Consider the following 26,376-nt stretch of genomic DNA (forward strand, 5'->3'; position numbering starts at 1 on the left):
ACGGCTCACGCGTGCAGGTAGGCGAGCACGGCCAGTACCCGGCGGTGGCCGCTGTCGCTGGGTGGCAGGCCGAGCTTCGCGAAGACGTTTCCGATGTGCTTGTGCACTGAACGCTCCGTGACGACAAGGGCGTTGGCGATGGTCGCGTTGTCCTGGCCTTCGGCCATCAGCCGCAGCACCTGAGCCTCACGGGGCGTCAGCGTGTCCAGCGGGCCGCCGTCGCGGCCCCGCGACATCAGCTCCGTGACCACCTCGGGGTCCAGCGCCGTGCCTCCGGCGGCGACGCGGTCCAGGGCCTCCAGGAACTCCTCGACCCGGCCCACCCGGTCCTTGAGCAGGTAGCCCACACCCTGCGCGCCGCCCCGCAGCAGCTCGGCCGCGTAGGTCTCCTCCACGTACTGCGAGAGCACCAGCACAGGCAGGCCGGGCAGTTCCTCGCGTGCCCCGAGCGCGGCGCGCAGCCCCTCGTCGCGGAAGCCGGGCGGCAGCCGTACGTCCAGCACGGCCACGTCGGGGCGCCGCTCCAGCAGCAGCGGCAGCACCTCGGGCCCGGTGGCGGCGACCCCCGCCACCTCGTGCCCTGCCGAGGTCAGCAGGAGGACCAGGCCCTCGCGCAGCAGGGCATTGTCCTCAGCGATCACCACGCGCACGGCAGTTCCACTTCCATCTCGGTAGGGCCCCCTTCGGGGCTGTTCAGGTGCACGGTGCCATCCAGCGCCGCCACCCTGCGGCGCACGCCCAGCAGCCCCGTGCCCCGGGTCTCGTCGGCGCCGCCCGCGCCCTCGTCACGCACCCGTACCCGCAACAGGCCGGGGGAGCGGTCCAGTTCGACGGAGGCCCGTGCGGCGCCGCTGTGCTTGGCCGCGTTGGTCAGTGCCTCGGCGACGACGAAGTACGCCGCTGCCTCCACGGCCGCCGGGGCCCGCGGCCCCTCCTCCGGACCCTCTGCCTGGCCGCGCGCCGTGACCGTCACCTCCAGCCCGCTGCCGGCCGCCAGCGCGCGTACGGCGCCGGCGAGACCGCGGTCGGTCAGCACGGGCGGATGGATGCCGCGCACCACGTGCCGCAGCCCGGCGAGCGCCTCCTCCGCCTGGTCCTGCGCGTCGTCCAGCAGCCCGCGTGCCCTGTCCGGGTCGGTGTCGTACGCGCGCCGCGCCAGCCCGATCCGCATCGAGAGTGCCACCAGGTGGGCCTGTGTCCCGTCGTGCAGGTCCCGTTCGATGCGCCGCAGTTCGGCGCCGTGCGCGGCGACGGCGCCGGCGCGGGTGGCCGCGAGCTGCTCGACCCGCTCGGCGAGGCGGGCGCTGGGGGAGGGGAGCAGCAGCGCGCGTGAGAGTGCGGCCTCCAGCGAGGCGAGCGTGGTGAGGAACGGCAGGGCCACCGGGGGACGGCGCAGCAGCCCGCACCAGACGGCGTCCACCAGCAGCGCGGGCGGCCACGCGATCAGGCTCAGGTAGCACAGAACGAGCCCGTAGAGGAGCTGCGCGCCCATCCACCGCAGGTCGCGGTGTGTTCCAGGATCGGTGCCCGCTGTCCGTACGCGCTCCATGAGCGTGCCCTGGTCGAGGGGCAGATAGCGCTCGGGCACGGGCACCCCCGACCACGCGGCGGTCCTGCGGCGCCCGAAGGAGGCGAGGGTGCGCAGTGCGCGTACGGCCTCGGGCAGCATTCCGGCGCCGATCACGAAGGCGGTGGCCGTGGCCGCGAGCAGCATCAGGCCGATCATGAGGTAGCAGACGAGGCTCAGCCCGGCTCCGGTCAGCAGATGGAGCGAGGCAAGCCCCGCGTTCCGGAGCGCTTTACGCATAGTGATGAGGTTAGGCCAGTGCGCGCGGAACGGCGGTGTAGCCGGCTACACCCTCGCCCCGGGTGCCGGCACACTCGGCATCGCGCCCGGTCAGAGGCAGAGTGAGGGCACGTCACCACGGCGTTCCCGTACGGGCACCGGTCGGCCGGTGTCCGCGGGGGTATCGGCCGAACGGCGGCCCGGACGGCGGCCCGAACGGTGTCCGGCACCCTCCCCCGACATGCCACGGAGGCATCCCGTGAAGTCCCTGCTCCGAACGGTCCTGGTCCTCTGCGTCTTCGCCAACGTCCTCATGAACTTCGCCGTGCCCGACGGCGTCACACAGGTCGTGCTGAGCGCCTTCGCCGGGCTCTGCGCCCTGGCCTGCGGCGCCGGCCTGTGGTTCCTGCGCGACAGGCGCCCCGAGGCCGAGCGGCGCAGCGTGTGATCGTCCCGCGGGGCGCGGGGACGTAGGGTCGGACGCATGGCTACACCCGACTTCATCCGTGACCTGCGGGTCTCCGCCGGTCACCAACTGCTGTACCTCCCCGGCGTCAGCGCCGTCGTCTTCGACGACCAGGGACGTGTGCTGCTCGGCAGACGTGCCGACACCGGCAAGTGGTCGGTCATCGGGGGCATCCCCGAGCCCGGCGAACAGCCCGCCGACTGCGCGGTGCGGGAGGTCTACGAGGAGACCAACGTGCACGTCGTGCCGGAGCGCGTGGTCATGGTGCACGGCCTGGAGAAGCCCGTCACCTACCCCAACGGCGACATCTGCCAGTACATGGACATCTGCTTCCGCTGCACCGCGACGGCCGAGCAGGCCCTGCGGGCCCGCGTCAACGACGACGAGTCGCTGGAGGTGGCCTGGTTCCGCCTCGACGAGCTGCCGCAGCTCAAGGAGTTCGCCGTCTTCCGCATCAAGCAGGCGGCCCAGGCGGAGGGGCCCGCCTGGTTCACCTCCTCGGCGCCGTCTCCCGCGTAGCTCGCGTCCGGGTTCCGGGTTCCGGGGTCTGGGGGTACGCGGGCGCGGTGGGCCGTTGCGGTGGATCCGGGCCAGGCCCAGGCAGGACCCGGGCCGGGCATCGGCCGCTCACAGCTTCCGGTAGGCGTACGCCTCCTCGGCCGCGGCGGCGACCGTCTCCAGGTCGGCGCCGCCCGCCGCCGTCACCACGGCGGCGACGGCGCCCTCGACCAGTGGCGCGTCCACCAGCCGTGCCGGCTCGGGGAGTTCGTCACCCTCGGCGAGGAGGGACTTCACCGTCAGCACGGCGCTGCCCAGGTCCACGAGGAGAGCGACCCCCGCGCCGCTGTCCATCCGGTGCGCGGCCTCGGTGATCAGCTCGGCACTGGTGCCGAGACCGCCGCCGGGCAGCCCGCCCGCACCGGTCACGGGCGCCTCCGGCACCCCGGCCAGCCCAAGGGCGAGCGCGGCGACCGAGTCGGCGACCTCCTTGCTGTGCGAGACCAGCACGATCCCCACCCGCTTGTCCTGCGCCATCCCTCACGCACCCCCGTTCGCCGTACGGCCGGCCTCGCCGCTCTCCGCGCCCGTACCGTTCTCCGCTTCCGTGCCGCTCACGCCCAGCGCCGCGGTCTGCGCGAGTGCCGCGAGCAGCAGCGCCGAGGACGTCGCGCCCGGGTCCTGATGGCCGATACTGCGCTCGCCCAGATAGCTGGCGCGGCCCTTGCGCGCCTGGAGCGGTGTGGTCGCCTCGGCGCCCCGCTCGGCCGCCGTGCTCGCCGCCGCGAGGCCGTGGCCTTCCGACAGCGCACCGACGGCCGGCAGCAGTGCGTCGAGCATCGTCTTGTCGCCCTCCGAAGCGCCGGCGAGCTGCGCCACGGCATCGACTCCCGTACGCAGCGCGCCGGCCAGCTCCTTCTCGCTCACCTGCCCGGCGTCCCCGAGCGCCTTGCCCGTGCGCCGCAGCAGCGTGCCGTAGAGCGGGCCCGAGGCCCCTCCGACGGTCGAGACCAGCGTTCTGCCGGCCAGCATGAGCACGGCACCGGGCGTCCCTGGCGGCTCTGAGCCGAGCGCGTCCCGTACGGCGAAGAAGCCGCGCCGCATGTTGCCGCCGTGGTCGGCGTCGCCGATGGGGGAGTCCAGCTCGGTGAGCTGGTCCGCCTCCCGGTCCACGGCCTCGGCGGCGGCCGTCAGCCAGCGTACGAAGAACGCGGCATCCAGCTCGCGCCCCTCGTCGTCCGTCAACTCCTCGCTCAACACAGCTCCTTACTCGGTTCCTGACCACTCACGCGCCGGTCGTTCCCCGCGCGGGTCACCCCTGCGCGGATCACCGAAGCGCCGTCCCTCATGCGCCGCCCACTCACGCGCTGTCCACTTATGCGCCGTCCACTCGTGCCGCAGGTCCCTCATACGCCCCAGCACAGGCCCGGTGTGCGTACAGGTGCGTCCCACAGCCGCAGCAGCTCCTCGTCCACCCGGCACAGCGTCACCGAGGCTCCCGCCATGTCGAGCGAGGTCACATAGTTCCCGACGAGCGTACGGGCGACCGGGACCCGCCGCTCGCCGAGCACTCTGTGCACCTCGGCGCAGAAGCCGTACAGCTCCAGCAGGGGCGTGCCGCCCATACCGTTCACGAGCGCCAGTACGGGGCCGTCGGGGTGCAGGTCCTTCAGCACCGCGTCCACGGCGAAGTCGGCGATCTCCCCCGACGTCATCATCGCCCGCCGCTCCCGTCCCGGCTCGCCATGGATGCCGATGCCCAACTCCAGCTCGCCCGCCGGAAGATCGAAGGTCGGGGTGCCCTTCGACGGCGTCGTGCACGCGCTCAGGGCCACGCCGAAGCTGCGCGAGGAGTCCGCCACCTGCCGTGCCACGGCCTCGACCCGCTCCAGCCCCGCGCCCTTGGCCGCGAGCGCTCCCGCGATCTTCTCCACGAACAGCGTCGCGCCCGTGCCGCGCCGTCCCGCCGTGAACGTGCTGTCCGTGACCGCCACATCGTCCTGGACCAGGACCTTGGCGACCCGTACACCCTCGTCCTCGGCCAGCTCGGCCGCCATGTCGAAGTTCAGCACGTCCCCCGTGTAGTTCTTGACCACGAACAGGACGCCCTCGCCGCTGTCCACGGCAGCCGCGGCGCTGACCATCTGGTCGGGTACGGGCGAGGTGAAGATCTCTCCGGGGCACGCGGCGTCCAGCATCCCGGGGCCGACGAATCCCCCGTGCAGGGGCTCGTGCCCCGATCCACCGCCCGAGACGAGTGCGACCTTCCCGGCGACCGGCGCGTCCCGCCGCACCACCAGCCGCTTCTCCACGTCCACGGTCAGCTCGGGGTGTGCCAGTGCCATGCCGCGCAGCGCGTCGGGCACAACGGACTCGGGAACGTTGATCAACATCTTCATGTGAACCTCCGGGCGAGGCTAACAGCAGAGGCCGCTAGCTGTAACCGTGCTGGTCAGGGATGGTTTTTACCAGGTCAGGGTGGGTGTGGTCAGTTCTGGCCCTGGCGGGTCATGCCGGTCGCCGGCGGCGGACCGCGGTACTGAAGCCGGCCCGGTGCCGACAGCCATGAGGTCGCATCAGGTCTCCTGGGGGCGGGGTCGGTCGGTTGCTGCCGGGGTGTGCGAACCCGAGGCCAGTATCGAGGGGGCGGCGGGCCGCGGGTGCGGACCCGGCGGAGTATTTCGGCGCGTCAGGGGGCGGCTCGGAGCCCCGGCGTGCCCGGCAAGCCCGTGATCCCGTGCGCGCCCCCTCACCTGTACGCCGCGCACCCTACTGCCGCCCGTCACCGGTTCTGCGGCGGGCCCCACGGCCCGCCCACCTGTGGTGAGCCGCGCTTTTTCGACGGTGCGCTCGTGCCGGGAGCGGTGCGCTCGTGCCGGGGCGGTGCGGTCCTGACGGGGGAGCGGAGCTTGCCGAGTCGGGAGGTCCGATGCCGTTCAACGCTCCGTGGCCCGCCGGGAGTTGACGGGCCGGGCCACCACGGTCACCGCTGGGGCGGATGCCCGGTACTCGCGGATTTCCCAACGGAGCCACCTGGCCGAATTCACCGTAAGAAAAAGGAAAGCTCTCCCATAAGCCTGTGGCTCTCAGGAGAAGGCAGCATCACGTCCACCTGGAAGGGGACCCGGGACCGTATCTGTTCATCCGATCGTGGTATTCCTGCCGTTACTGCGCATGGCGGGCCCCCGACGGGTCATCGAACCAGTAATCGCCTTTCCCGCCCGGCAAGGAAGTGGCCATGAATCCGCAGTACGACAAGCTCGTCGAGAACTACGGTGAAGTGGACGACGTCATTCTCTTCTACAGGGAAAATGTGGAGTTCCCGTCCCTGCTGCGGGCGCTGGGTGAGGTGGCGGGCAAGCGCGTACTCGACGTGGGCTGCGGCGACGGCGTCTACGCGCGGATGGTGCAGCGGATGGGCGCTTCCCGCGTAGTGGGTGTCGATGTCTCCTCCGCGATGGTGGACCTCGCCCGCTCCGAGGGGAAGGAGGCGATCGAGTACCTCGTGCACGACGTCGCCACCCTGCCGGTTCTGGGCTCCTTCGATGTCGCCCTCGCCGCCAACGTCCTGCACTACGCGCCGGATCGCCAGGTGCTCGCGCGCATGTGCCGCCGGGTGTTCGCCAATCTCGCCCCCGGTGGACGGCTGCTCGCTTTCGTGGGCAACCCGGACTGCGACAAGGCGGCTGCCGCGGCGAACGGATTCGTCGTCACCCCTCCCGACGACCCTCGCGAGGGAGACCCCATGACGGTGGCGGTTCCCACCGACCCGCCAACGGTGGTGCAGGTGCGCTATTGGCCTCGGGAGACCGTCGCGCGGGTGCTGAGAGCGTCCGGGTTCGCCGAGGTCACATGGGAGCCGCTGACCAGCTCGCCCGCCGCCCGGGAACTGGACCATGTCCAACGCTGCGTCGAGGTCCCCATCCATCTGCTTCTGACCGCCCGCAGATGAATTCACTCTGCCTTTCCGGCTCATGATGTCGGGCCGGCCCTCCCGTTGAGCGGCCGGTTGAGGGAGTACGGCAAGGCAGGGGTCATCCCGGATTCGGGCCGGTTTCCGTGTGAAGGGCGAAAAACAGCGGCCCCACCAAGTCTTCACCGCACTTTCCGCCCCTCTCTTCCCCGCATTTCTCGCCCCTCGTCGACGGGAACTTGACACAGCCGTGAACGTTCACCAGATCCCTCCTCACCTGGCCCGCGCAGCCGCGCCCGCCGCACCCAGCGGCGGCCGGTCGGCGGGCCCGCGGGTACCGGCCGGGCCTCACGCAGCGCCGGGCCCCGCCTTCCCCGCCCCCTCCCGCCGCGGGAAGGGCGGCGAGCCCCGGTGAGCGGGCAACCGGCGGAGCCGTCGGACCGGCGCTCCCAGGACGCGCTCCGGGCCGCCCTGCGGGACTGGCGTCAGGCCATCGGCGCTGAGCACATCCACACCGACCGCTCGTCGCTCGAACGCTTCGGCACCGCCACGTATCCCACCCACAGGGAGATCGCCGCGGTGATCCTCCCCGCCGACCAGGAGCAGCTGCGCGACTGCCTGCGCATCGCCTCCCGGCACCGCGTCCCGCTGTATCCGGTGAGCACAGGGAAGAACTGGGGCTACGGGTCGGCGACCCCGCCGGCCGGCGACTGCGTGCTGATGCCGCTGTCCCGGCTGAACCGCATTCTCGACTACGACGACGAACTCGCCCATGTCACGGTCGAGCCAGGGGTGACCCAGCGTCAGCTGCACGCCTTCCTCGCGGAGAAAGGTGGCCGCCACCTGGCCGGGTTCACCGGCAGCACGCCCGATTCCAGCCTCGTCGGGAACGTACTGGAACGCGGGCTGGGGCACGGCCGCTACGGTGACCGCTGCGCGCACGTCTGTGCCTTCGAGGCGGTGCTCGCCACCGGTGAGACGCTGCGTACCGGCTTCTCCCGTTACCCGGGTGCGGTGACCGGGCCGCTGCACCGCTGGGGCGTCGGGCCGTGGCTTGACGGGCTCTTCACACAGTCCAACCTCGGTGTGGTGACCCGGATGACGCTCTGGCTGACTCCGGTGCCCGGACACTTCGACACCTTCCGCTTCACTCTCGGCGACGACAGGTCCACGCTCGACAGGGTGCTGGACGCGGTGCGCCGGCTGCGCATGGCCGGGGTGCTGGACGCCGGATTCGTCATCGCCAACGACGTGCGGGCCATCGCGGCCCGGCAGCGCTACCCGTGGGGTGAAGCGGGCGATCGCACCCCGCTCTCCCCTGACCTGCGCCGACGGCTCCGCCATCGCTGGGGGGTGGGCGCGTGGAACGGCGACGGGGTGCTGCACGCCGTCGACGACCGGCACGGAGCCGAACTGCGCCGCATCGTCACCGAGGCACTCGGACCGCATGTGGAGCGGCTCTCCTTCGAGGGGGACAGCGACCTCGGCGGGGAGGGCGGATCGGCGGCGGCGGCGTACTGCGCGCCTTCCGAAACCGGTCTGGCGATGGCCTATTGGCGCCTGCGGGACACCCCCGGGCACGCCGCGCTGCCGCGCCTGCCTCCCGGCGGCGCCGACCTGGACAGGGACGGCTGCGGGCTGATCTGGGTCTGCCCGGTGGTACCGCTGAACGGACGCCATGTCGCCGCCGCCGTCGACGCCGTCGAGCGCGTCACCCAGGCCCACGGCTTCGAGGCGAACATCGGCCTGAACTCGGTCTCCGAACGGGCCGTGGTCGCCACCACCGCCCTCGCCTACGACCGGTCGGTGCCGGGCGAGGACGCGCGGGCCATGCGCTGCGACGACGAGTTGGAAAGACAGCTCAACGAACTCGGATACCCGCCCTACCGGATGAGCACCCGCTCGATGGAGGCGCCACCCCTCGGCGACGACGACCTGCCCGCCGTGCTGGGCCGGTTGAAGCACGCCATGGACCCGGCCGGAGTCCTCGCGCCGGGACGCTACGAATTCCGCCGGGCGCCACGCCCCGGTTCCGCGTGCTCCGACTCCACCTGAACGTTCCCCTCCCGTAACTCCGATCCGGAGATGTGCCGTGCTCACAGAAAACTCCGCGCTGCCGCTCTCGCCGGCCCAGGAGATCGTCTGGTTCCATGAACAGCTCTTCCCCGCAGGCCACGTCTACCACTTCACGGCCGTCCTCGACCTCCACGGGACGCTGGACGTCCCGGCCCTGCGGACAGCCCTGGAGCGACTGCTGCGCCGCCACCGCGGGCTGCGGCTGGCGCTGGTGCCGGGGGACGGCTCCGCGCCCCGGCAGCGCGCGTACGACGAGTGCCGGCCGCGGTACCGCTTCGTCGACCTTTCCGGCGGCCCGGGTGCCGACCTTTCCGGCGGCCCGGGGAAGGAAGACTTCGACGGGATCGTGCGGGAACAGGCGACGACCCCGTTCGACCTGTACGAGGCGCCGCTGGTGCGCTGGACGCTGGTGCGGCTGGGGCCCGCACACCACCGGCTGGTCCACGTCGAACACCACCTGGTCCACGACGGGCGTTCCTTCGCCGTCCTGCTGCGCGACCTGTTCGCTCTCTACCGGGAGCTCGCCCACGACCTCCCGGCCGATCTCCCTCCCGCAGCCGACTACGTGGACTTCGTCGAGCTGACCGACAAGGAGGAAGCGCGGAAGGGCCGTCAGGACGGCGTGGAGTACTGGACGAGGAAGCTCAGCGGCGCTTCCACCCGGCTCTCCCTGCCCGGCCTGGCCAGTGCCAGGCGCCCCCGCCGCTCCGGCCAGGAGCTGCACGGTGCCCAGGCCCGCCACCCGATCGACGCGGCGACCGCCGCCCGCCTGCGGGAAGTCAGCAGGGAACAGGGGCAGACCCCGTTCCTCACCCTGCTGGGGCTGTTCGGTGAGTTGCTCCGCCGGCACACGGCCGCCGAGGAACTGGTCGTGGGCACCGCGGTCGACGCCCGGCCGCCCCGCTTCCAGGAGGCCGTCGGCATGTTCGTGAACACGCTGGCCGTCCGGTTGGGTACGGACCCTGCCCGCCCGGCGGTCGAGGTGATCGACGACATCGCGGAGTACGTGGTGCGCGGCCTGGTGTACGCGGACGCGCCCGTCCAGGAGGTCACCCGGGGGCTGCACCGTTACTCGGCCGATCTGCGCAACCCCCTGTTCCACGCCATGTTCAGCGCGCACGACGCGCCGCTGCCGGAACTGGAGGTGCCAGGGCTCGACGTATCGCTGCTTGAGGGGTTCAACCCCGGAGTCTCCCGGTTCGACCTCGACGTGGTGCTGATGCCGGACGACCGGCGGCGGATCGGGCCGCGCGACGGCGGCGGGGGGATGACGCTGGTGTGGGACTACGACGACGCCCTCTTCGACCGCTCCGCCGTGGACACCCTGCACGACCGGCTACTGGCACTGCTGCGCGACTATCTGGACCATCCCCGTACCCCGCTCGATGAATTGACGGCCCACCAGGCCGGATCGGCACCCGCGGCGCCGGCCCCGGCCGATGCGGCGCGGGCCGGCAAGGACGCACCGCGTACGGTCGATCCGGTGCGGGCCGGAGCGGCCACCCATCCGCGGAATCCCGCGCTGATCAGCGGAGTACGCACGCTCGACTACGCCGAGTTGGACGCGCTGGTGGAACAGCTGGCGCACCGGTTCACCGAGTGCGGCGTGCGCCCGGGGCATCTCGTGGCCTGTCTGTTGCCCCGCGGTACCGACTGGGTGGTGGCGCTCCTCGCCTGTCTGCGGCTCGGCGCCGTCGTCTGCCCGCTTTCCCCGGTCGACCCGGTCGACCGGCTGGCGGCCACCGTGCGCGCCCTGCGCCCCGCGGTCACGCTCGTCCAGCCGGACTCGGAGCCCCCGGCCGGCCTGCCCGTCACCGTCATCGAGGACGGCGCGGTGGTAGGTGCCCTGCCCGGGGTTCCGGGCGAAGCCCGTACCGTCCCGGACGCCGCCTGTGTCCTGCACACCTCGGGCTCCACCGGCCGCCCCAAGCCGATCGTGGTCGGCCGTGAGGCGCTGGCCCACCACATGGCGGCGGTGACGGAGGTGTTCGCGCTGTCGGCCGAGGACCGTGCACTGGGCTTCGCCCAGCCGTGGTTCGACGTCTCGCTGGAGGAGATCCTGCCGACGCTGCACGCGGGGGGCGCCGTCGTGCTGCCGCGCCAGCAGATCCCGGCGGCGCCGGAACTGGTGAGCCTGGCCGCCGCGCGGGGCGTCACCGTCGCCAACCTCCCCACCAGCTACTTCCTCGTCATTCGCCAGGAGTTGATGGACGCGTTCCGGCACCGCAGGTGGCCGTTGCGGCTGCTGGTCCTCGGCGGGGAGCGGCTCGCGGCCACACCCGTGTGCGAGCTGGCCGAGGTGCTCGACGGCACCGTACTCAACGCCTACGGCGTGGCCGAGGCCACGATCACCTCCACCGTGCACCGGGTGGGAACCGCCGACGGCGAGCGTCCGCACGGCGAAGTACCGCTGGGCCTGCCGCTGCCGGGGATCGGCGTGCACATCGTGGACGACCGGCTCCGTCCGCTGGACCGGGGCATGGTCGGGCAGATCGCCGTCTCCGGTGCCGGTCTGGCCGCCGGCTACCTCGACGTACCTGAGCAGCAGGCAGCACGGTTCCGGGAGCTGCGCGCCACGGACGGGACATCGGTTCCGGTCTACCTCACCGGCGATCTGGGCTATCTGGACGCCGACGGGGAACTGGGGTTCCTCGGGCGCCGGGACAATCAGATCAAACTCCGCGGCCACCGCGTCGAGTTGGAGGAGGTGGAGGCGCACGCCCGCGCCGTACTCGGCGACGTGCCCTGTGCCGTGGTGCACGACACCGAGGGCCCGTACGCGCCACGGCTGGTGGGGTTCGCGAGGGGGCCGGGCGAGTCGCTGCCGCACGTGTCCCGGGGGCTGGCAGGGCGGCTGCCCGCACAGCTGATCCCGGCGCTCTGGGTGGCGCTGGACGAACTGCCCACCCTGCCAGGGGGGAAGCCGGACCGGACCACGTTGACCCGGTGGGCGCGGGAAGCCACCCACGCCCCCGCTGACCCGGCCGACCCCGCGGGCGGCCGTCCGGCCGACGAGGGCCATCCGACCCTCGCCCTGCTGAAGGAGGGCTGGCAACTCGTGCTGGGCCACGACGACTTCGGCGAGAGGTCCCATTTCTTCCGTGTCGGTGGCCACTCCCTCCTCGTCGTCCACCTGGCGGGCTGGCTGGAGTCGCGGCTCGGGGCCCGGCCCCCGATGCAGCTGGTACTCCAGCACCCGGTCCTCACCGAACTGGCCGACGAGCTGACCCGCTGGCTGGCAGCTCAGCCCTCCGCCACGCCCCAGAGGCGCTGAACCACAGGTGGAGAACGCAGAGATGGACTCCGGTGTCACCGCCCACTTCGCGACCGCGCACCGCGCACAGCTCGCCTCGTTCCGTTCCTTCGTCAGCACGGAACTGGAGCCCCTGTGGCGGGAGTTGGGGGAGCCCACAGCCGAAAACCTCCCTCCGGACATCAAGCGCCACGTACGGCGCCGCTCGGCCGAACTCGGCTTCTACGCGCCCGAGTACCCCGGTCGGCTGGGCGGGGGTGACCAGCCGATGACCGTGGCGGCGCTGCTGCGTCATGCCGCAGGCCGCTCCACCTGCCCGCTGGCACACGCGGCCATGGCCGGTTCCGAAGGGCCGACCTGGCTGCTGACGCACGGAACCCCGGAGCAGCAGGACCAATACCTCGCCCCGCTGATCCGGGCTCAGGCCATGCGCAGTACGGCCATCACCGAACCCGGGACCGGCTCGGACATGTTCCGCCTCGCCACCACGGCGCGGCGCGTCGGCGAGGGCTGGCTCCTCAACGGGCACAAGATCTTCCTCGGCAACCTCGACCGCGTGGACCACATCCTGGTCTTCGCCCAGAACGAGGAGGCCGGTGCTGATCGCAGCGTGGTCTTCATCGTGGCGGCCGGCACCGAGGGCCTCCAGGTGCGGCAGAGCTTCCAGGGCATGTCAGGAGAGCCGCTGTTCGAGCTGCGGTTGACCGAGGTGCGCCTGCCGGAGGGCGCGGTGCTCGGCGGTCCGGGCCACGCGCACCTGGCCATGGCTCAGGCGATGACGACCCAGCCGATCGCCCGCGTCCTCGCGGCGGCTGAATGCAACGGCCTCGCCGAGCAGGCCCTCATGCTGGCGCTGGCACACGCCAAGGAGAGATCGGCCTTCGGACAGCTCATCGGCTCGTTCCAGCATGTCCAGGAACTCCTGGTCGAGGCCAGGACCGAGGTGGAACAGTCCAAACTGCTCACCCTCACCTGCGCCCGGCGCCATGCCGACGAAGGCGAGATCCCCCACGAACACGCGTCGATGGCGAAGAACGTCGCGGCCCGGACGTTCAGCCGCACGGTCGACCGGGCGCTGCAAGTGCTCGGCGGCCGGGGGTGGATGAAGGGGCACCCGCTGGAGTACCTGTACCGCTACGCGCGGATGATGCCCCTCGTCGGCGGCACCACCGAGATCCACAAAGTGATCATCGCGCACGCGCTGGGGCTCGGCAGCGGCCAGGCGCGGCCGTCGTCGGCCGTGCCGGAGGACCCGTGGGGCATTCCCGGCCAGGCGACATGACACGGCGGCGGCCTGCGCACCGCCCGGACGATCCGGCCCGCCCTCCGCCCCGCCGTCCCTCGACCGCCTCCCGATTCCGCTTGGAGGAGAGCCCGTGAACGCACGAACCGTACGGACAGCAGACGACCCGCAGGCCGCACCGCTCAGCACGGCCTGCGGCCCCCCGCTCCCGCCGCCCCCGGCACCCGGCGAGTCCCCCCTCGACTGGTACAGCTCCTGGGCACGGGCGAGTCCGGACGCACCGGCGGTCGACTGGGGCGCTGCAGCGTGGACGTACGGCCAACTCGACGCGGCGAGCGAGCAGTTGAGCCAGGCCCTGCACGACCGCGTGCGCCCGGGGGGCGTGGTGGGAGCCTGCCTCGACCGTTCACCCGCGCTGGTGGCCCTCGCCGTGGCCACCGCCCGGCTGGGCGCCGTGTACCTGCCGTTGGGGGCCGACCCGCCGCCGGCCCGCGTCGCGGCGCTCGCCGCACGGCTGCCCTTCGCCGCGCTGGTGACCCCGCGCGGCTCGCCCGCACCGCTGCCGGGCGGCACCGGCCGCCGGGTGGCCCTGCCGCCACCCGCCTTTCCGGAACTGGAGGTACGGCTCTTCCACGACGGTGAAGGGGCGCAACGGACCAGGACCGCCTGCGCCGGGGCGTACTACGCGGTACTCACCTCCGGCTCGACGGGCCGGCCGCACGCGGTGGGCGTCGGACACGCGTCGCTGGGCGCCTTGCTGCGCTGGGCGGGAGCGGAGTACGCCATCGGTCCGGGGACCCGTATGGGGTTGTTCGTGCGGCCCGGGTTCGACCCGCACCTGCTGGAGCTGTGGTCGGCGCTGGCACACGGCGCGGCGCTCTGCGTACCGCCGCGGGACGCGGTGCCGGAGTCCGTTTCGGAGCTGTTCGACTGGTGGCGCACCGCCAGGGTCACCCACACGATCGTGCCGACGCCCCTCGCCGAACTGGTCTTCAGCGCCCGCTGGCCGCGGGGACTGGCTATGCGGCACCTGTTCACCGGCGGCGACCGGCTGTCGGCCTGGCCGCCGAGGGACGTCACCGCGACGGTCCACAACCACTACGGGCCCGCCGAGGGGACCGTTCTCTCGGTCAGCCATCCCCTGCTGCGGCGGGCCGATCAGGCCGGTGGGCAGGCTCCGCCGATCGGCAGCCCGATCGGCGGCGTTGTGGTCGGCGTCATCGGGCCCGACGGCCGTCTGGTGCCCCGGGGGCAGCCCGGCGAACTGGTTCTGGGCGGCACCGGCCTCTCCCTCGGGTATCTCGGGCAGCCCGAGCTCACAGCAGAGCGCTTCACCGCGCCCCCTCCCGGCATGGGAGACGGAACCCGCGCGGCCCACCGGGTCGATCGGGTCTACCGCACCGGGGACAGGGTGCGCATGCGCGAAGACGGGGTCCTGGATTTCCTGGGGCGGCTGGACCTTCAGGTGAAGGCCAGCGGCGTCCGGGTGGAGCCTGCCGAGGTGGAGGCGGCGCTGGAGCGGGCGCCGGGAGTGCGGAGGGCCGTCGTGGTCGCGCCGCCGGGCGGGGGCGGGCAGCGACTGGTCGCCTTCGTCTGCCCGGCCCCGGGTGCCGCGCCGCCGGCCGAGTCGGAACTGCTCCAGCTCTGCCGCGACCTGGTGCCCGAACCGGCGGTTCCGGCACGGGTGCGGTTCATCGACGAGCTGCCTCACACCCCCAACGGGAAGGTCGACCGAGCGGCGCTCTCCCGCGACGCCACGACCCGCGACGCCACGACCGGCGCGGCACCGCCGCACATGGCGCCGTCGCATGCCGACCAGCAGGATCAGCAGGACAAGGGGGAGGAGGGGGACGAGGGGGACACCCTGCGGTTTCTGGCGGACACCTGCGTCAGGCTGCTGGGCGTCACCGCGGTCCGGCCAACGGACAACTTCCTTGCCCTGGGGGGCAATTCCCTCACCGCGATGCGGCTGGTTTCCGCCGTCGAGTCGGTCTACCGCCTGAACCTGCGGGTCACTCAGGTGCTACGCCAGCCCGACCTGGCTTCCCTTGCCCGGTACATCGAGCAGGAGAGCGAGCGGGCGGGCTGACACGGCGATGGCCTCGCTCATGCGGCGATGGCCCCGCCCATGGCCACGCTCCTCGGTGCTGCCGGGCCGGGTGCGCCGGGCGCCGTACATGACCTACGGTCGGCCCAACTGACGGACCAGCCCAACTGACGGACCAGCCCGGCCGACCGACCAGCCCGGCCGACCGGTTGGCCGAGCTGGTCCCGCACTCCGTCACGCACCGCCGGCCCGCCCCGGCTCGGGCGGGGCGACCCTGTCGCAGGTCACGTCGGCGTCATCGACCGTGCCGTGCAGGAGATACGCGTCGACTCGGCGGTTGACGCACGGGTTCACCAGCTGGGTGGCGATGTGCTGGCCCTCGCCCTGCACCGTGATCACCCGTGATCCCTCGAAGCGGCGGTGGAGTTCGGTGGCGCCTTCGAGCGGGGTGGCCGCGTCGCCCTCGTTCTGGACGATGAGTACGGGTGGCAGGCCCTCGCGCGTTCGTACGTCGACCGGTCCGCCGTGCTTCTCCGGCCAGCTCGCGCACGGCAGGCTCATCCGCTGGCTGAACCATGCCACGAGCGGGGCGCGCTCGTGCAGGCGTTCCGCGTCCCTGTCCCAGCGTGCGAGGTCCTTGGGCCAGGGCGCGTCGTTGCAGTTGACCGCGGTGTACGCGGCTGTGCCGTTCTCCTCCATGGTCGGCCGGGCCGCCTCGACGAGCGACTGGGGCCTTCCCGCCTCGTACTCGCTCCACGCCGTGGCGCGGGGAACCCAGGCGCTGTTGGAGTACATGGTCATCATGAACAGCTCGGTCAGCTCGTACGGCCCGACCCTGCCGCCGAGGGGCTCACGCCGGGACTCGGCCAGCAGCTTCTCCCAGCGCTCACGCACCCCGGCCGCCGTGCTGCCGAGGTGGAACGTGTCGTCGTGCCGCGCGATCCACTCCAGCCATTCGCCGAACCTGCGCTCGAAGGCGCGCACTTGGGTGCGGTGGTTCTCGTACCACACGTTGGACGGGTTGACGACGGAGTCGAGCGCCATGCGGCGCACGTGGCGGGGGAAGAGCGTGCCGTAGACGGCGCCGAGATAGGTGCCGTAGGACATGCCCAGGTAGCTGAGCTTCTTCTCGCCGAGCGCCGCACGGATCACGTCCATGTCGCGCGCGGTGTCCGGCGTGTTCACGTGGGGCAGATGGGCACCGCTGCGCGCGCGGCAGCCCCGCGCGTAGGCACGGGCGCTTTCGTGTGCCCGCTGCCTGTCGGCCTCGGTGCGCGGTACGGGGTCGGGCTTCGGGGCCCGTGCGTGCTGCTGGGGGTCGACGCAGGAGACCGGCGCGGAGTGGCCGACTCCGCGCGGGTCGAAGCCCACCAGGTCGTAGGCCGCGATGACGTTCTTCCACACGGCCCAGTTGCGGCCCACGGTCATGACCGCCGCCATACCGGAACCGCCGGGACCGCCCGGGTTGAGGAACAGGGACCCCTGGCGCTGTTCCTCCGTCCCCTGGCTGGGGAACCTGTTGACCGCGAGGTCGATGGTGTCCCCGCCGGGCTCGGCGTAGTCGACCGGCACGGTGACGGTCCCGCACCGCACGTCCCGGGGCTGGCTCCACTCCTGGGGGCACGCCTTCCAGTCGATCCCCTTCTCGCCCGCCCGCTGGGCCGCCAGCGCGACGCCGCGTTCTTCCGCCGTCGGTCCCGTCGGGGCAGCCAGGGCCGCGGGCGCCGAGGGAGCGTGCCGGTCGGCGCTGGAGTGCGGCGCTGCCCACCCCGCTGTGGCCGTCATGGCGAGTACGACCGCCGCCGTCAGCGGTGCTCTCAGCACAGTTCGTCCCGGCGCAGTTGGTCCCGGCACAGTTCGTCGCACGGCGGAACTCCCCTCCTGGTGGATCGCTCAAGGGGGAAGCTCTAGCCGTTCACCGGGGTCACAACCCTTCGCCCGCACAGGTTCACCTGGTGAGGGGGCGCTGCCGCTCCCGGCGGGTGCCCGGTCAGCGGCGGGTGGCGATCCGGCGTACGCGGTTGCTGTCCGACTCGGCGACGAACAACTCGCCCTCCAGGCCCGCCAGTACGGCTCTGGGCAGCACGAGCGCCGCGCCCAGGGCCGGACCGCCCTCCTCCTCGTGGCCCGGAGGACCACCGGCCACCAGCCGCATCATGCCGTCCGGGTCCAGCACGCAGACACGCCTGTTGAGGGAGTCGGCGATGTACAGCCGCCCTTCGCCGTCCAGGTCGACGCCGCGCGGCTGGTCGACCCGGGTCGAGGTGCCGGGGCCCGGCTCGTCGCAGCCGGCGCTGCCCGTGCCGACGGCGGTGGTGAGGGTGCCGTCCGGCGCGAGCACGCGTACGCGGTGGTTGTGGCAGTCGGCGATGTAGATCCGTCCGTCGGCTCCGGCGGCCAGGTCGATGGGGTGGTGCAGCGCGCAGTGGTGCCCGGGCACCCCGTCCGGGCCGTCGGCGGGCTCGCCGGTGCCCGCGACCGTGCTGATCGTGCCGTCCCCGACGGAGACCCGGCGCACCACGTGGCCGCCCCACTCGGCCACGTACAGGTTCCCGATGGCATCGAAGGCCAGGCCGCGGGGCTCGGTGAACCGTGCCAGAAGTGCGGGGCCGCCGTCCCCCGAGTGTCCCGGCTCGCCGGTCCCCGCGACGGTCGTGATCACGCCGTACCGGTCGACCCGGCGTACGCGGTGATTCCAGTAGTCGGCGATGAACAGGGCGCCCGCAGCGTCGAAGGCGAGGCCACCCGGCTCGTACAGCGGCGCGTCCCGTGCGGGGCCCGCGTCGCCGCCGAAGCCCGGTTCTCCGATGCCCGCCAGGGTGTCGATCGTGCCGTCCTGAGCGTCGACGCGCCGGACGCGGTGGCCTTTCCACTCGGCGACGTACACGTTGCCCGCCGAGTCCTGGGCCAGGGCGCGCGGCTGGTTCAGGGCCGCCGTACGGGCCGGGCCTCCGTCGCCTGTGGAGGCCGGCTCCCCCGAGCCCGCGTAGGTGGTGGCGATACCGGCCGAGCGGGGAGGCGCTGAACTCGCCTTGTCTGTACCGGAGTTGTCAGGCGTCTGCATGAGGACCTCCTGTCCGGGAAGGGCGCGTTCACCGTACGAGCGCCCTGGGGCCGCGGACAGAGGGCGCTCATATGACCACCCGCTTTCAGACACTATGTGCTTACAGCAAGGCCACTTGAGGGGGATTACGGCGACTAGTCCGCATTGGTTAATCTGCGAAGGTGATCCCGCCTTGAAGGGTTGACCATGGTGCGTACCGTCTTACCGCCAACCGCCTTCCCCTTCCTGCGAGACGGCGGGTCCGGGGCAGTCCGGCCGGCCGGGAAGCGGTGACGGCGGGGACGCCTCCGCGTTCGTTCCACCCCGTGCCTGCGCCGCCCGCGCTGTTCACCACCGGGGCGCCCCGGGCGCCTGCTGGTACGACGCGACGGATCCCATGCACACACTCCGCGCTGTCCGCGGCTTTCCCGTTGCCGTGCGCGTGCTGCTCGTCAACCAACTCGGCGTAGACGTCGGCTTCTACCTCCTCGTCCCGTTCCTCGCCACCTACCTCTCCCAGGACCTCGGACTGTCGGCGACGGCCGTCGGCGTGGTGCTGGGGCTGCGCAACCTCAGCCAGCAGGGCCTGTTCGTGCTCGGCGGTTCCGCCGCCGACCGCTTCGGCCCCCGGGGGGTCATCATCACCGGCTGCGGACTGCGCGTCGTCGGCTTCGGACTGTTCGCGCTCGGTACCTCGTTGCCCGTCCTGGCCGCGGCCTCGGTGCTCAGTGGGCTCGCGGGAGCGCTCTTCTACCCGGCCGTACGCTCCTACCTGGCGCACGAGTCGGGGGAGCGCAGGGCGGAGGCGTTCGCCCTGCTCAACGTGTTCGCCATGACCGGCTCGCTGCTCGGCATGCTGCTGGGCAGCGTGCTGCTGCTCCTCGACTTCCGTGCCTGCGCGCTCGTGGCCGCCGGTGTCTTCGCCGCGCTCTCGGCGCTGCAGCTGTGGGCGATGCCCGACCGCCGTCCTGTGCCGGGACGCAGGGCCGTCTGGCGGGAGTGGCGGGAGGCGCTGGGCAGCCGTGGCTTCCTGCTGTTCGCGCTCGCCATGGCCGGTATGACCACCCTGGAGAACCAGCTCTATCTGCTCATCTCCGACGGCGCACGCCAGGTCACGGGCCGCGCCGAGGCGGTGAGCCTCCTGCTGGCCACCGGGGCCGTCAGCCACATGGCCTGCCAACTGCGCCTCACCCGGGCCCTGGAGCACAGAGGCGGCGCCGCCCGCTGGATGACGCCGGGGCTGCTGTCGATGGCCGTCGCGTTTCTGCCTCCCCTGCTGGTGGCCGGCCGTACGCACCCGAACGGGCCCCAGCAGGCCGCGCTGTGGCTGCTCCCGCTGATGGCGGGGACGCTGCTGCTGTACCTGGGCATGATGGTGCTGCATCCGCAGGTCATGGAGCTGATCCCACGGTTCGGCGGTGAGCACCTCACCGGCACCTACTTTGGCTTGTTCTACGTCGTCTCCGGCCTGACGGCCGCAGGAGGCAGCAGCCTCATCGGCTGGACGATGGACCTGGCCGACGCGAGCTGGCCCGGCCTGCCCTGGGTGTGCTGCGCGGGGATCGGCCTCGTCTCCGCCGGGGCGCTCACGGTGCTGGGCCGGGGCAGCCGGCTCCCGTTGCCCGGCCGCGCGCCGCGGGGGAGCGCGGCGGGCCGCCACCCGGGGCGGCTGCCCCGGCAGCCGGCGGCGCCGGCCGAGGACGCGGCGGACCGGCGCCGCCGGGGCTGATCCCCCAGGCGCCGGCCCCGGGGCGGCGTCATGAACGGACCCGGGCCTCCCGCCGGTTCCGCGGCCGGGCGATCTGGCGGGCCAGCAGGGACAGCAGCAGACACATGACGACGTACAGGGACCCGACGACCCACAGCACGGGCAGGTACGGATATCCGTACGGGGTGGAGATGTTCTGGGCCAGGAGCTTCCCCGCGTACAGCAACTCCTCGTACATGATGATGAAGCCCAGCGAGGTGTCCTTCAGCGTGACCACTATCTGGCTCATGATGCCCGGCAGCATGGCCCGTACCGTCTGCGGGAGTACGACGGTCGAGAGCACCTGCCGCTTGCGCATCCCCAGCGCGTAGGCCGCCTCCCACTGGCCGGCGCCCACCGCCCTGGCACCCGAGCGCAGCAGCTCCGCGTGCACGGCGCCGTTGTAGAGGGCGACCCCGAAGGCCAGCGCCCACAGCGTCGGCGTCGCGTAGTGCGTCGCCAGCCAGTCGCCCGGGGCACCGAGCCCGTTCCGCAGCGCGTTCCCGAAGCCTTCGACGGCGTCCCGGAGGCCGGCCATGTTGTACAGCGCGAAGATCAGGATGAGCAGCGGCAGCGCGCGGAACACCTCGACGACGGCCGCGCAGGGCCAGCGGATCCAGCGGTGCGAGGACAGCCGCCCGGTCGCGAGCAGCACCCCCAGCACCAGGGAGAGCACCACCGCGAGTCCGAACGCCTTGAGCGTGTCGAGCACGCCGCGCAGCACGCGTTCCTGCACACCCCGGTAGGTGAACGGCTCCCACATCGCGCCGACGAACTGGCCCGCCTCGCTCAGCCGCAGCAGTACGGCGGCGCCGACGGCCAGCGCTCCGGCGAGCGCCAGCAGACCGTAGACCCGGTGCCTGCGCCTGGCCCGGGGTCCCGGTGCGTCGAAGAGGACCGGTGCCGCGCCCTTCACCGCGGCACCGCCAGCCGCCACTCCAGAAATCTGAAGACGGCGCTGATGCACGCGATGAGGACCAGATACGCCAGGCCGACCCACAAGAAGACCGTGGTGACGGCGTAGCCCTGCTCGATCAGCGTCTTCTCCACGGTGAACATCTCGAAGACGCTGAAGCCGCCGGCCAGCGCCGAGTTCTTGGCCAGCGTGATGATGACGCTGCTCATCGGGGGCAGGACGGCCCGGCCCGCCTGGGGAAGCACCACGAGCAGCGCCGTCTGGGGAAAGGTCAGACCGAGGCTGCGCGCCGCCTCGGCCTGACCGGTGTCCACGGTGTTGACCCCCGAGCGCAGGGCCTCGCACAGGAACGCGGACGAGTAGGCACTCAGCGCGACGACCGCCAGCGTGAAGTAGCTCAGATCCGTCAGCCCCAGCATCGGCAGGCCGAGGGTCACCCCGAAGAACAGCAGGGTCAGCGGCGTGTTGCACAGGAGCGTGACCGCTCCGGCGCCGATGGCGCGCAGCAGCGGTACCGGGCCGATACGGAAGAGCGTCAGGATGCCACCGAGCAGCAGGGCGACGGTGGCGCTCACCACGGTCAGCTGCACGGTCCCCACGAACCCTCTCCGGAACAGTCCGAGGTTGTCCAGAAGTACGTGCACGGGAGCCTCCCCGACGGACGAATGGGCGGACGGGCCTCAAGGCCGCGCGCGTACCGGGCTTCAGCCGCGCTGTACTTCGGGTGGCCGGGGCGGCGGCTCGCCCGAGCGGCCGAGCGTGGCCTTGTAGGCACGCCGCCAGTCGCCGGTACGCATGTGGTGTGTCAGCGCCTCGCTGATCGCGTCGCGCAGGCCGCCGTCACCCCGGGCGAGGCCCACCCCGTAGGGCTCCTTCGAGAAGGTCTTGCCGACGACGCGCAGGCGGCCACGGTTCTGCGCCGCGTACCCCTTCAGGATCGCGTCGTCGCCGGTCACCGCCTCCGCGACCCCTGTGACCAGGTCCTGCACACACTGCGCGTAGCTGTCATGGGAGATGACGTCGGCGCCGTAGCGGGGCCGGCTGATGCGCTCGTACGGGGTGGACCCGGCCACCGTGCACACCCCTTTTCCGGTCAGGTCGTCGGGGCCGCGGATGTCCCTGTTCTCCTTCTTCACCAGAAGATCCTGGCCCGCGACGTAGTAGGGACCCGCGAAGGACACATGTTTCTTGCGTTCCTCGTTGATGGTGTAGGCCGCCACGTAGTAGTCGATGTCGCCCTGCGCGATCGCCGTTTCGCGGCCCTGTGGGGGAACGGTCTGCCAGTCGATGTCGGCACGCTCGAACCCCAGCCTGGCCGCGACCATGGTCGCGATCTCGATGTCGAATCCGCCGCGCCTGCCCGTCATCGGGTCCTCGAACCCGAGGAAGGGGTGGTCGGACTTGACGCCCACACGGATGCTGCCGCGCGCCTTCGCGCGGGCCAGCGCGCCGGAGTCCCCGACCGGGACGCGGGGGGCGACCGAATAGCGAAGACCTGCGGTCCTCTGCTCGGTCAGCAGGGTCACGCTTCCCGGCGGGGAACCTTCCTTGCCGCAGCCCGCCAGAGAACCGGAGATCAAAAGCGCGCACACAGCGGTGACGAGTGCGGAAAAGCGGGGGAATCCACTGGCTGCCACATCGCTCCTCGGACCTGAAGGCGGGAGTAAGAGCGGGCTTCAGAACAGGAAGAAACGCGAAGGAAAGCGGATCGTACCATCTGCACCTGGCCTGATTATGCAAGCAATCGCGTTGTTGTGAGGTGGGGTGGGGTGGGGTGAGGGGTGGCGAGGCGGGATGCGGTGTTGTTGGTGAGGCGGGTTTTCCGTACGTGGCTTCGTATCGGGTGGCTTGGTATCGGGTGGCTTCGCGCCGGGCGGTTCCGTCCGGCGCCGAGTGCGGCGGTACCGGTGAGCAGGGCGGGGCCAGGCCGGCAGCAGCGGCGGCACGGCAGCGTACGCCGGTCCGTGCGCGGCCCGCCACCGGTCTCCCGGACCCCGGCCCCTGTGCGCTGTGAATGCAGGGCGGGAATTGCGGACGGAGGTGGGGCGGGACGTGGGGAACGGGACCAAAAGGCGTTCGCCGTAAGGTGCTTGTGGAATGCGCGTGAGCTGCGTCCGGCATATGCGGAACGAATTGTTGACCATGGCGAAAACCGTTCCACTTCGCGCGCCGGAGCCGACGGTGGAGTTTTTCAAAAACCCTGTAGGGCAGGGTTCCTGGGAACTCGCCTGCCCGCTGAGGAAAGGGAGAACGGACGACCATGACCACCGCAGCAGATTCCGCCAAGGACCTGTACCCCACCCGTTCCGTTCGCGAGTCCGTTGCCTTCGCGCGCCCGCACCCCGTGGTGTGGGGACAGCCGGCCGACGGGCCGCTGGACGCCGGTGATCTGGACGCGTTCGACCGGGACGGCTTCCTCGTCTTCGAGGACCTGCTCGACGCCCGGGAGATCGCCGCCTGCCTGGAGGAGACCGAGCGGCTGGGCCGGGACCCGGAGGTACGGGCCTCGGGGCGGGTGGCACCCGAACCCGATGCCCCCGACGGCATCCGCTCCGTCTTCGAGGTGCATGCGCTGAGCGGGGCCTTCGCCCGGGTCATCAGCGGCTCCCGGCTGGCCGATGTCGCCCGTCAACTGCTGGGCTCCGAGGTGTATGTGCACCAGAGCCGCGTCAACCTCAAGACGGCGTTCGACGGTTCCAAGTTCGGCTGGCACGCCGACTTCGAGACCTGGCACTCCGAGGACGGCATGCCGGCGCCGCGCGCCCTGAGCTTCTCGGTCGCGCTGACCCGGAACGAGCCCTTCAACGGACCGCTCATGATCATCCCGGGTTCGCACCGCACCTTTGTGCCGTCCGTGGGGGAGACTCCGCCCGACTACCACAAACTCTCCCTCCTGGGGAAGGCACTGCCTGCCGGCCCAGCGGACCGGGCCACCGTGACCGACCTCGCGCGCCGGCAGGGCATCCGCCAGTTCACCGGGCCCGCAGGGTCGGCCGTGCTGTTCGACTGCAACTGCCTGCACGCCTCGGCAGGCAACGTCTCGCCCTTCCCGCGCACCAACCTCTTCGTCGTCTTCAACAGCGTCGAGAACGGGCTCGGCGAACCCTTCGCCGCGCCGGCGCCCCGCCCGGGCTACCTGGCGAGCCGGGACATCACGCCCCTGCCCCGCCCCTGAGCCCGTGCCTCTCGCCTCTGAGCCCGTGCTGCTCGATGAGTGCTGCCAACTCCCGTGTCGTATAGCCGCGTTCGAAGTGCCGGGGGTCGGAGAGCATCAGCGTGACCAGTCCGTGCAGCATCCTGGCGTAATCGGAGCCGGGGCCCGGCCAGGCGGTGGTGTCGAGCATCCACGGCTCGGTCCCGGCCGACAGCTGCGCCGTGCCCTCCTGGATCAGCGTCTTGGACAGCTTGGCCCCGGAGGCGGAGAGCACGACGGGGGTGAACACCCGTGGCGGAGGTATGGACTCCGGGTAGTCCAGGAACGCCTCGTCCACCAGGCGGCAGCCGCCCGCCCAGTCGGCACCCTTGACGATGACGGGCAGCGCCTCGTCGCGGGCGGCGACGCGTTCCTTGACGAGGTTGCGGTGCAGCGTCGTCAGTCCGACGAACGTCGCGTTCCCCGGGCGCGCTTCGGCCTCGTACCTGCCGTGGTCGAGGCACCGGGCAACGAACCGTGCGCCCGTGGCGTCCGCCTCCAGCAGCTCGGTGTCCTCGCCGTACTTCTGGAGCCAGCCGCAGCGGGGGCACGGGAAGCTGACCGGTACGTTCCCGTGGGACGGGGCCAGAATCCAGCGCAGCCGCTCCCGGCGGGCCAGCGACTCCAGGAACTCCTCCCTGAAGCGCACCCCGCGCTGCTGGCGGGTGTAGGTCTCCACCTCGTAGGGCACGCCGGTCGCTTCGGACAGTGCGTCGAAGAGCGCGCCGTAGTAGCGCTTGGTCAACTCGGCGATCCTGTCGGGTCCCAGCGCGTGGTGGTACGAACGTTCATAGAGCGTGCCGGTGGTCGCGCAGACCCGCTTGTCGAAGGCGGTGTTGTCCAGCGCGCCGAAGCGCACCACGACCGCCACGCCGAAGCGCTCACGTGCGGCTTGCGCCAGCAGGAACGCCGCCGTCTGCATGACGTTGGTTCCCACGTGCGGGGCCCCGTTGATCTGCACGCCCGCATACAACGCGACCCGCTCCGGGCGGTCGGCGAGGAGGCGCGCGCGAAGGACGTCGACGCTGTGTTCCACGGCGCCGACCGTGACGCTCACCGGAGACACCGGAGTGGCGGGGGGAGGGGGCATCGCGGCCTCATCTCTGCTCGGGTCGTCTGTCAGCCGGTCCGTGCCGGCCTGTGTCGTGTCGGTCCGGGTTGCCTGAGTCATCTCGGGTGCGTGGGGCCATGACGGTCACCAGTGGTGGCGCTCCTCGGGCACCGGAGGGTCGAAGACCCGGACAGAGCCGGGCCACAGGTCGTCAGCCGTGGTGTCCAGGGCCTCCAGCCGGGTCGTCCTGGACGTGGCGGCCACGCGCAGCAGCTCCATGAGGGACTCACCTGAGAGCGTGCTCTTCTCGTCCGGCGGGCCGTTCCCGTGCGGCGAGGCTCTCCTGCGGCAGGCGAGGCCGACGATGAAGTAGCCCGGTGCCACGGGAGCCTCGTCCCACAGCACGGCCTCGCCCCGCGCGACCAACTTCTCCATCTGCTCCGGGTGTTCCCGCGTGAAGTCGCCCAGAGGCAGCGGGCACAGGGTCACGGCGACCACCTCGTACCCGGCGTCCTGGAGCAGGCCCACCGCGTGTGCGGGACTGGAGTAACTGCCGAAGGTGAAGCCGAGATCGGTGCCGAGGGCCTGGGCGTGCCCGACGATCGGCGCTGCCCACTTCAGCCCGTCGGGGCCCCCGCTGATGGATCTGCGCAGTGCCGCGGCCTCCGGTGCGAGGGGCACATAGGGCGGGTTGCTGGTGACGATCAGCGGTTCGGGCAGCGGCCCCTCGGCGGTGGCGAGCAGTTCCTCCGGGCCCAGCAGGGCGAAGTCCCCCAGCGCGAAGGTGACCCGGCAGGTACGCGAGTGCCTGGCGTGGTGCCGCCGCGCCCACTCGACGCTCGCCGTGCTCGCGTCGATGCCGTGTACGCGTGCGGCGCCGGCACGTGCCATGGCGGCGGCGGCTGCACCGCTGCCCGACCCCAGGTCCAGCACGCTTCCGCCGCCGTCGGGCAGCAGATCGCGCACCACCCAGACCCCGATCTCCGTGTCCGCCGGTTCGAAGAAGATCCCGGGCACGCCGGGAGGCACGAGGTCTTCCGTCGTGAGATGGCTGTAGCGGGAGACGTAGGTGTAGTCCGGCATGAAACCTCATTTCGGGACGGGAGGGCCGCCGTGCCACGCCCCGCCGGCGGAGGCCCCGTGA

The 26,376-nt window shown here is 71.9% G+C and carries 21 protein-coding genes; 9 read left to right on the forward strand and 12 right to left on the reverse strand.

The window, feature by feature from the left end; translation table 11 throughout:
- Window positions 1–5: 5 nt before the first annotated feature.
- Window positions 6–650: a LuxR C-terminal-related transcriptional regulator gene (locus NMN56_RS05425; RefSeq protein WP_274039224.1), complete on the reverse strand. Its 645-nt coding sequence runs from the start codon at window positions 648–650 to the stop codon at window positions 6–8.
- Window positions 638–1,807, reverse strand: coding sequence for a sensor histidine kinase (locus NMN56_RS05430; RefSeq protein WP_274039225.1), 1,170 nt, complete (start codon window positions 1,805–1,807; stop codon window positions 638–640). Before NMN56_RS05430 ends, NMN56_RS05425 begins: the two co-directional genes overlap by 13 nt.
- A 238-nt stretch (window positions 1,808–2,045) precedes the next feature.
- Here NMN56_RS05430 and NMN56_RS05435 point away from each other — a divergent pair, with 238 nt between their 5' ends.
- Together NMN56_RS05435 and NMN56_RS05440 are read left to right on the forward strand one after the other, a co-directional pair.
- Window positions 2,046–2,234 carry a hypothetical protein gene (locus NMN56_RS05435; protein ID WP_274039226.1) on the forward strand — a complete coding sequence of 63 codons (189 nt, stop codon included), beginning with the start codon at window positions 2,046–2,048 and terminating at the stop codon, window positions 2,232–2,234.
- A 36-nt stretch (window positions 2,235–2,270) separates the two neighbouring features.
- Window positions 2,271–2,771 carry an NUDIX hydrolase gene (locus NMN56_RS05440; RefSeq protein ID WP_274039227.1) on the forward strand — a complete coding sequence of 167 codons (501 nt, stop codon included), beginning with the start codon at window positions 2,271–2,273 and terminating at the stop codon, window positions 2,769–2,771.
- A gap of 108 nt (window positions 2,772–2,879) precedes the next feature.
- Here the strand turns inward: NMN56_RS05440 and NMN56_RS05445 are convergent, their stop codons facing one another.
- The 3 genes from NMN56_RS05445 to dhaK form a co-directional block, all read right to left on the reverse strand.
- Complete coding sequence (locus NMN56_RS05445) at window positions 2,880–3,287, reverse strand: PTS-dependent dihydroxyacetone kinase phosphotransferase subunit DhaM (RefSeq protein WP_274039228.1); 408 nt, start codon at window positions 3,285–3,287, stop codon at window positions 2,880–2,882.
- A 3-nt stretch (window positions 3,288–3,290) separates the two neighbouring features.
- Complete coding sequence (dhaL, locus tag NMN56_RS05450) at window positions 3,291–4,007, reverse strand: dihydroxyacetone kinase subunit DhaL (RefSeq protein WP_274039229.1); 717 nt, start codon at window positions 4,005–4,007, stop codon at window positions 3,291–3,293.
- 149 nt (window positions 4,008–4,156) lie between these two features.
- A complete protein-coding gene (gene dhaK / locus NMN56_RS05455) occupies window positions 4,157–5,149 on the reverse strand; it encodes a dihydroxyacetone kinase subunit DhaK (RefSeq protein ID WP_274039230.1) in 993 nt (330 codons plus the stop codon).
- Between the two features lie 839 nt (window positions 5,150–5,988).
- On the opposite strand from dhaK, the gene NMN56_RS05460 reads away from it, so the two are divergent.
- The 5 genes from NMN56_RS05460 (at window position 5,989) to NMN56_RS05480 (ending at window position 15,324) form a co-directional block, all read left to right on the forward strand.
- Window positions 5,989–6,702 carry a class I SAM-dependent methyltransferase gene (locus NMN56_RS05460; protein ID WP_274039231.1) on the forward strand — a complete coding sequence of 238 codons (714 nt, stop codon included), beginning with the start codon at window positions 5,989–5,991 and terminating at the stop codon, window positions 6,700–6,702.
- A gap of 372 nt (window positions 6,703–7,074) precedes the next feature.
- Window positions 7,075–8,718 (forward strand): FAD-binding oxidoreductase, encoded by a 1,644-nt coding sequence (locus NMN56_RS05465; protein WP_274039232.1) that lies wholly within the window; start codon window positions 7,075–7,077, stop codon window positions 8,716–8,718.
- Between the two features lie 37 nt (window positions 8,719–8,755).
- Complete coding sequence (locus NMN56_RS05470; protein WP_274039233.1) at window positions 8,756–12,013, forward strand: non-ribosomal peptide synthetase; 3,258 nt, start codon at window positions 8,756–8,758, stop codon at window positions 12,011–12,013.
- Between the two features lie 7 nt (window positions 12,014–12,020).
- Entirely contained in the window at window positions 12,021–13,274 is a 1,254-nt protein-coding gene (locus NMN56_RS05475; RefSeq protein ID WP_274039234.1) for an acyl-CoA dehydrogenase family protein, read from the forward strand.
- Window positions 13,275–13,368: 94 nt separating this feature from the next.
- Window positions 13,369–15,324: a non-ribosomal peptide synthetase gene (locus NMN56_RS05480; RefSeq protein ID WP_274039235.1), complete on the forward strand. Its 1,956-nt coding sequence runs from the start codon at window positions 13,369–13,371 to the stop codon at window positions 15,322–15,324.
- 192 nt (window positions 15,325–15,516) lie between these two features.
- Here the strand turns inward: NMN56_RS05480 and NMN56_RS05485 are convergent, their stop codons facing one another.
- Window positions 15,517–17,067, reverse strand: coding sequence for an alpha/beta hydrolase (locus NMN56_RS05485; protein ID WP_430542479.1), 1,551 nt, complete (start codon window positions 17,065–17,067; stop codon window positions 15,517–15,519).
- 205 nt (window positions 17,068–17,272) lie between these two features.
- Window positions 17,273–18,346 (reverse strand): NHL repeat-containing protein, encoded by a 1,074-nt coding sequence (locus tag NMN56_RS05490; protein ID WP_274039237.1) that lies wholly within the window; start codon window positions 18,344–18,346, stop codon window positions 17,273–17,275.
- 376 nt (window positions 18,347–18,722) lie between these two features.
- Between NMN56_RS05490 and NMN56_RS05495 the strand changes: the two genes are divergently transcribed.
- Complete coding sequence (locus tag NMN56_RS05495) at window positions 18,723–20,054, forward strand: MFS transporter (RefSeq protein ID WP_274039238.1); 1,332 nt, start codon at window positions 18,723–18,725, stop codon at window positions 20,052–20,054.
- 28 nt (window positions 20,055–20,082) lie between these two features.
- On the opposite strand, the gene NMN56_RS05500 is transcribed toward NMN56_RS05495, so the two are convergent.
- From NMN56_RS05500 to NMN56_RS05510, 3 genes are read right to left on the reverse strand one after another with little or no spacing between them, the layout of a single operon-like run.
- On the reverse strand, window positions 20,083–21,009 hold the full coding sequence (locus NMN56_RS05500) for an amino acid ABC transporter permease (protein ID WP_274039239.1): 927 nt from the start codon (window positions 21,007–21,009) through the stop codon (window positions 20,083–20,085).
- Window positions 20,985–21,632, reverse strand: a complete 648-nt coding sequence (locus tag NMN56_RS05505) for an amino acid ABC transporter permease (RefSeq protein WP_274039240.1) — start codon at window positions 21,630–21,632, stop codon at window positions 20,985–20,987. Before NMN56_RS05505 ends, NMN56_RS05500 begins: the two co-directional genes overlap by 25 nt.
- 60 nt (window positions 21,633–21,692) lie before the next feature.
- Window positions 21,693–22,625, reverse strand: coding sequence for a glutamate ABC transporter substrate-binding protein (locus tag NMN56_RS05510; protein ID WP_274039241.1), 933 nt, complete (start codon window positions 22,623–22,625; stop codon window positions 21,693–21,695).
- 623 nt (window positions 22,626–23,248) lie between these two features.
- On the opposite strand from NMN56_RS05510, the gene thpD reads away from it, so the two are divergent.
- Window positions 23,249–24,163 (forward strand): ectoine hydroxylase, encoded by a 915-nt coding sequence (gene thpD, locus NMN56_RS05515; protein WP_274039242.1) that lies wholly within the window; start codon window positions 23,249–23,251, stop codon window positions 24,161–24,163.
- Here thpD and NMN56_RS05520 read toward each other — a convergent pair.
- Both NMN56_RS05520 and NMN56_RS05525 read right to left on the reverse strand, forming a co-directional pair.
- Window positions 24,141–25,238, reverse strand: coding sequence for a hypothetical protein (locus NMN56_RS05520; protein WP_280842601.1), 1,098 nt, complete (start codon window positions 25,236–25,238; stop codon window positions 24,141–24,143). The genes thpD and NMN56_RS05520 overlap by 23 nt on opposite strands.
- 138 nt (window positions 25,239–25,376) lie before the next feature.
- A complete protein-coding gene (locus tag NMN56_RS05525; protein ID WP_274039244.1) occupies window positions 25,377–26,315 on the reverse strand; it encodes a methyltransferase domain-containing protein in 939 nt (312 codons plus the stop codon).
- Window positions 26,316–26,376 lie beyond the last annotated feature (61 nt).

The sequence above is a fragment of the Streptomyces iconiensis genome (assembly GCF_028657195.3).
Classification (GTDB): Bacteria; Actinomycetota; Actinomycetes; order Streptomycetales; family Streptomycetaceae; genus Streptomyces; species Streptomyces iconiensis.

Excerpts from the sequence above, each read along its gene's own strand:
- NMN56_RS05430 (WP_274039225.1), bottom strand. The coding sequence starts at position 1,807 with ATGCGTAAAGCGCTCCGGAACGCGGGGCTTGCCTCGCTCCATCTGCTG.
- NMN56_RS05440 (WP_274039227.1), top strand. The coding sequence starts at position 2,271 with ATGGCTACACCCGACTTCATCCGTGACCTGCGGGTCTCCGCCGGTCAC.
- NMN56_RS05445 (WP_274039228.1), bottom strand. The coding sequence starts at position 3,287 with ATGGCGCAGGACAAGCGGGTGGGGATCGTGCTGGTCTCGCACAGCAAG.
- dhaK (WP_274039230.1), bottom strand. The coding sequence starts at position 5,149 with ATGAAGATGTTGATCAACGTTCCCGAGTCCGTTGTGCCCGACGCGCTG.
- NMN56_RS05460 (WP_274039231.1), top strand. The coding sequence starts at position 5,989 with ATGAATCCGCAGTACGACAAGCTCGTCGAGAACTACGGTGAAGTGGAC.
- NMN56_RS05485 (WP_430542479.1), bottom strand. The coding sequence starts at position 17,067 with ATGACGGCCACAGCGGGGTGGGCAGCGCCGCACTCCAGCGCCGACCGG.
- NMN56_RS05490 (WP_274039237.1), bottom strand. The coding sequence starts at position 18,346 with ATGCAGACGCCTGACAACTCCGGTACAGACAAGGCGAGTTCAGCGCCT.
- NMN56_RS05495 (WP_274039238.1), top strand. The coding sequence starts at position 18,723 with ATGCACACACTCCGCGCTGTCCGCGGCTTTCCCGTTGCCGTGCGCGTG.
- thpD (WP_274039242.1), top strand. The coding sequence starts at position 23,249 with ATGACCACCGCAGCAGATTCCGCCAAGGACCTGTACCCCACCCGTTCC.
- NMN56_RS05525 (WP_274039244.1), bottom strand. The coding sequence starts at position 26,315 with ATGCCGGACTACACCTACGTCTCCCGCTACAGCCATCTCACGACGGAA.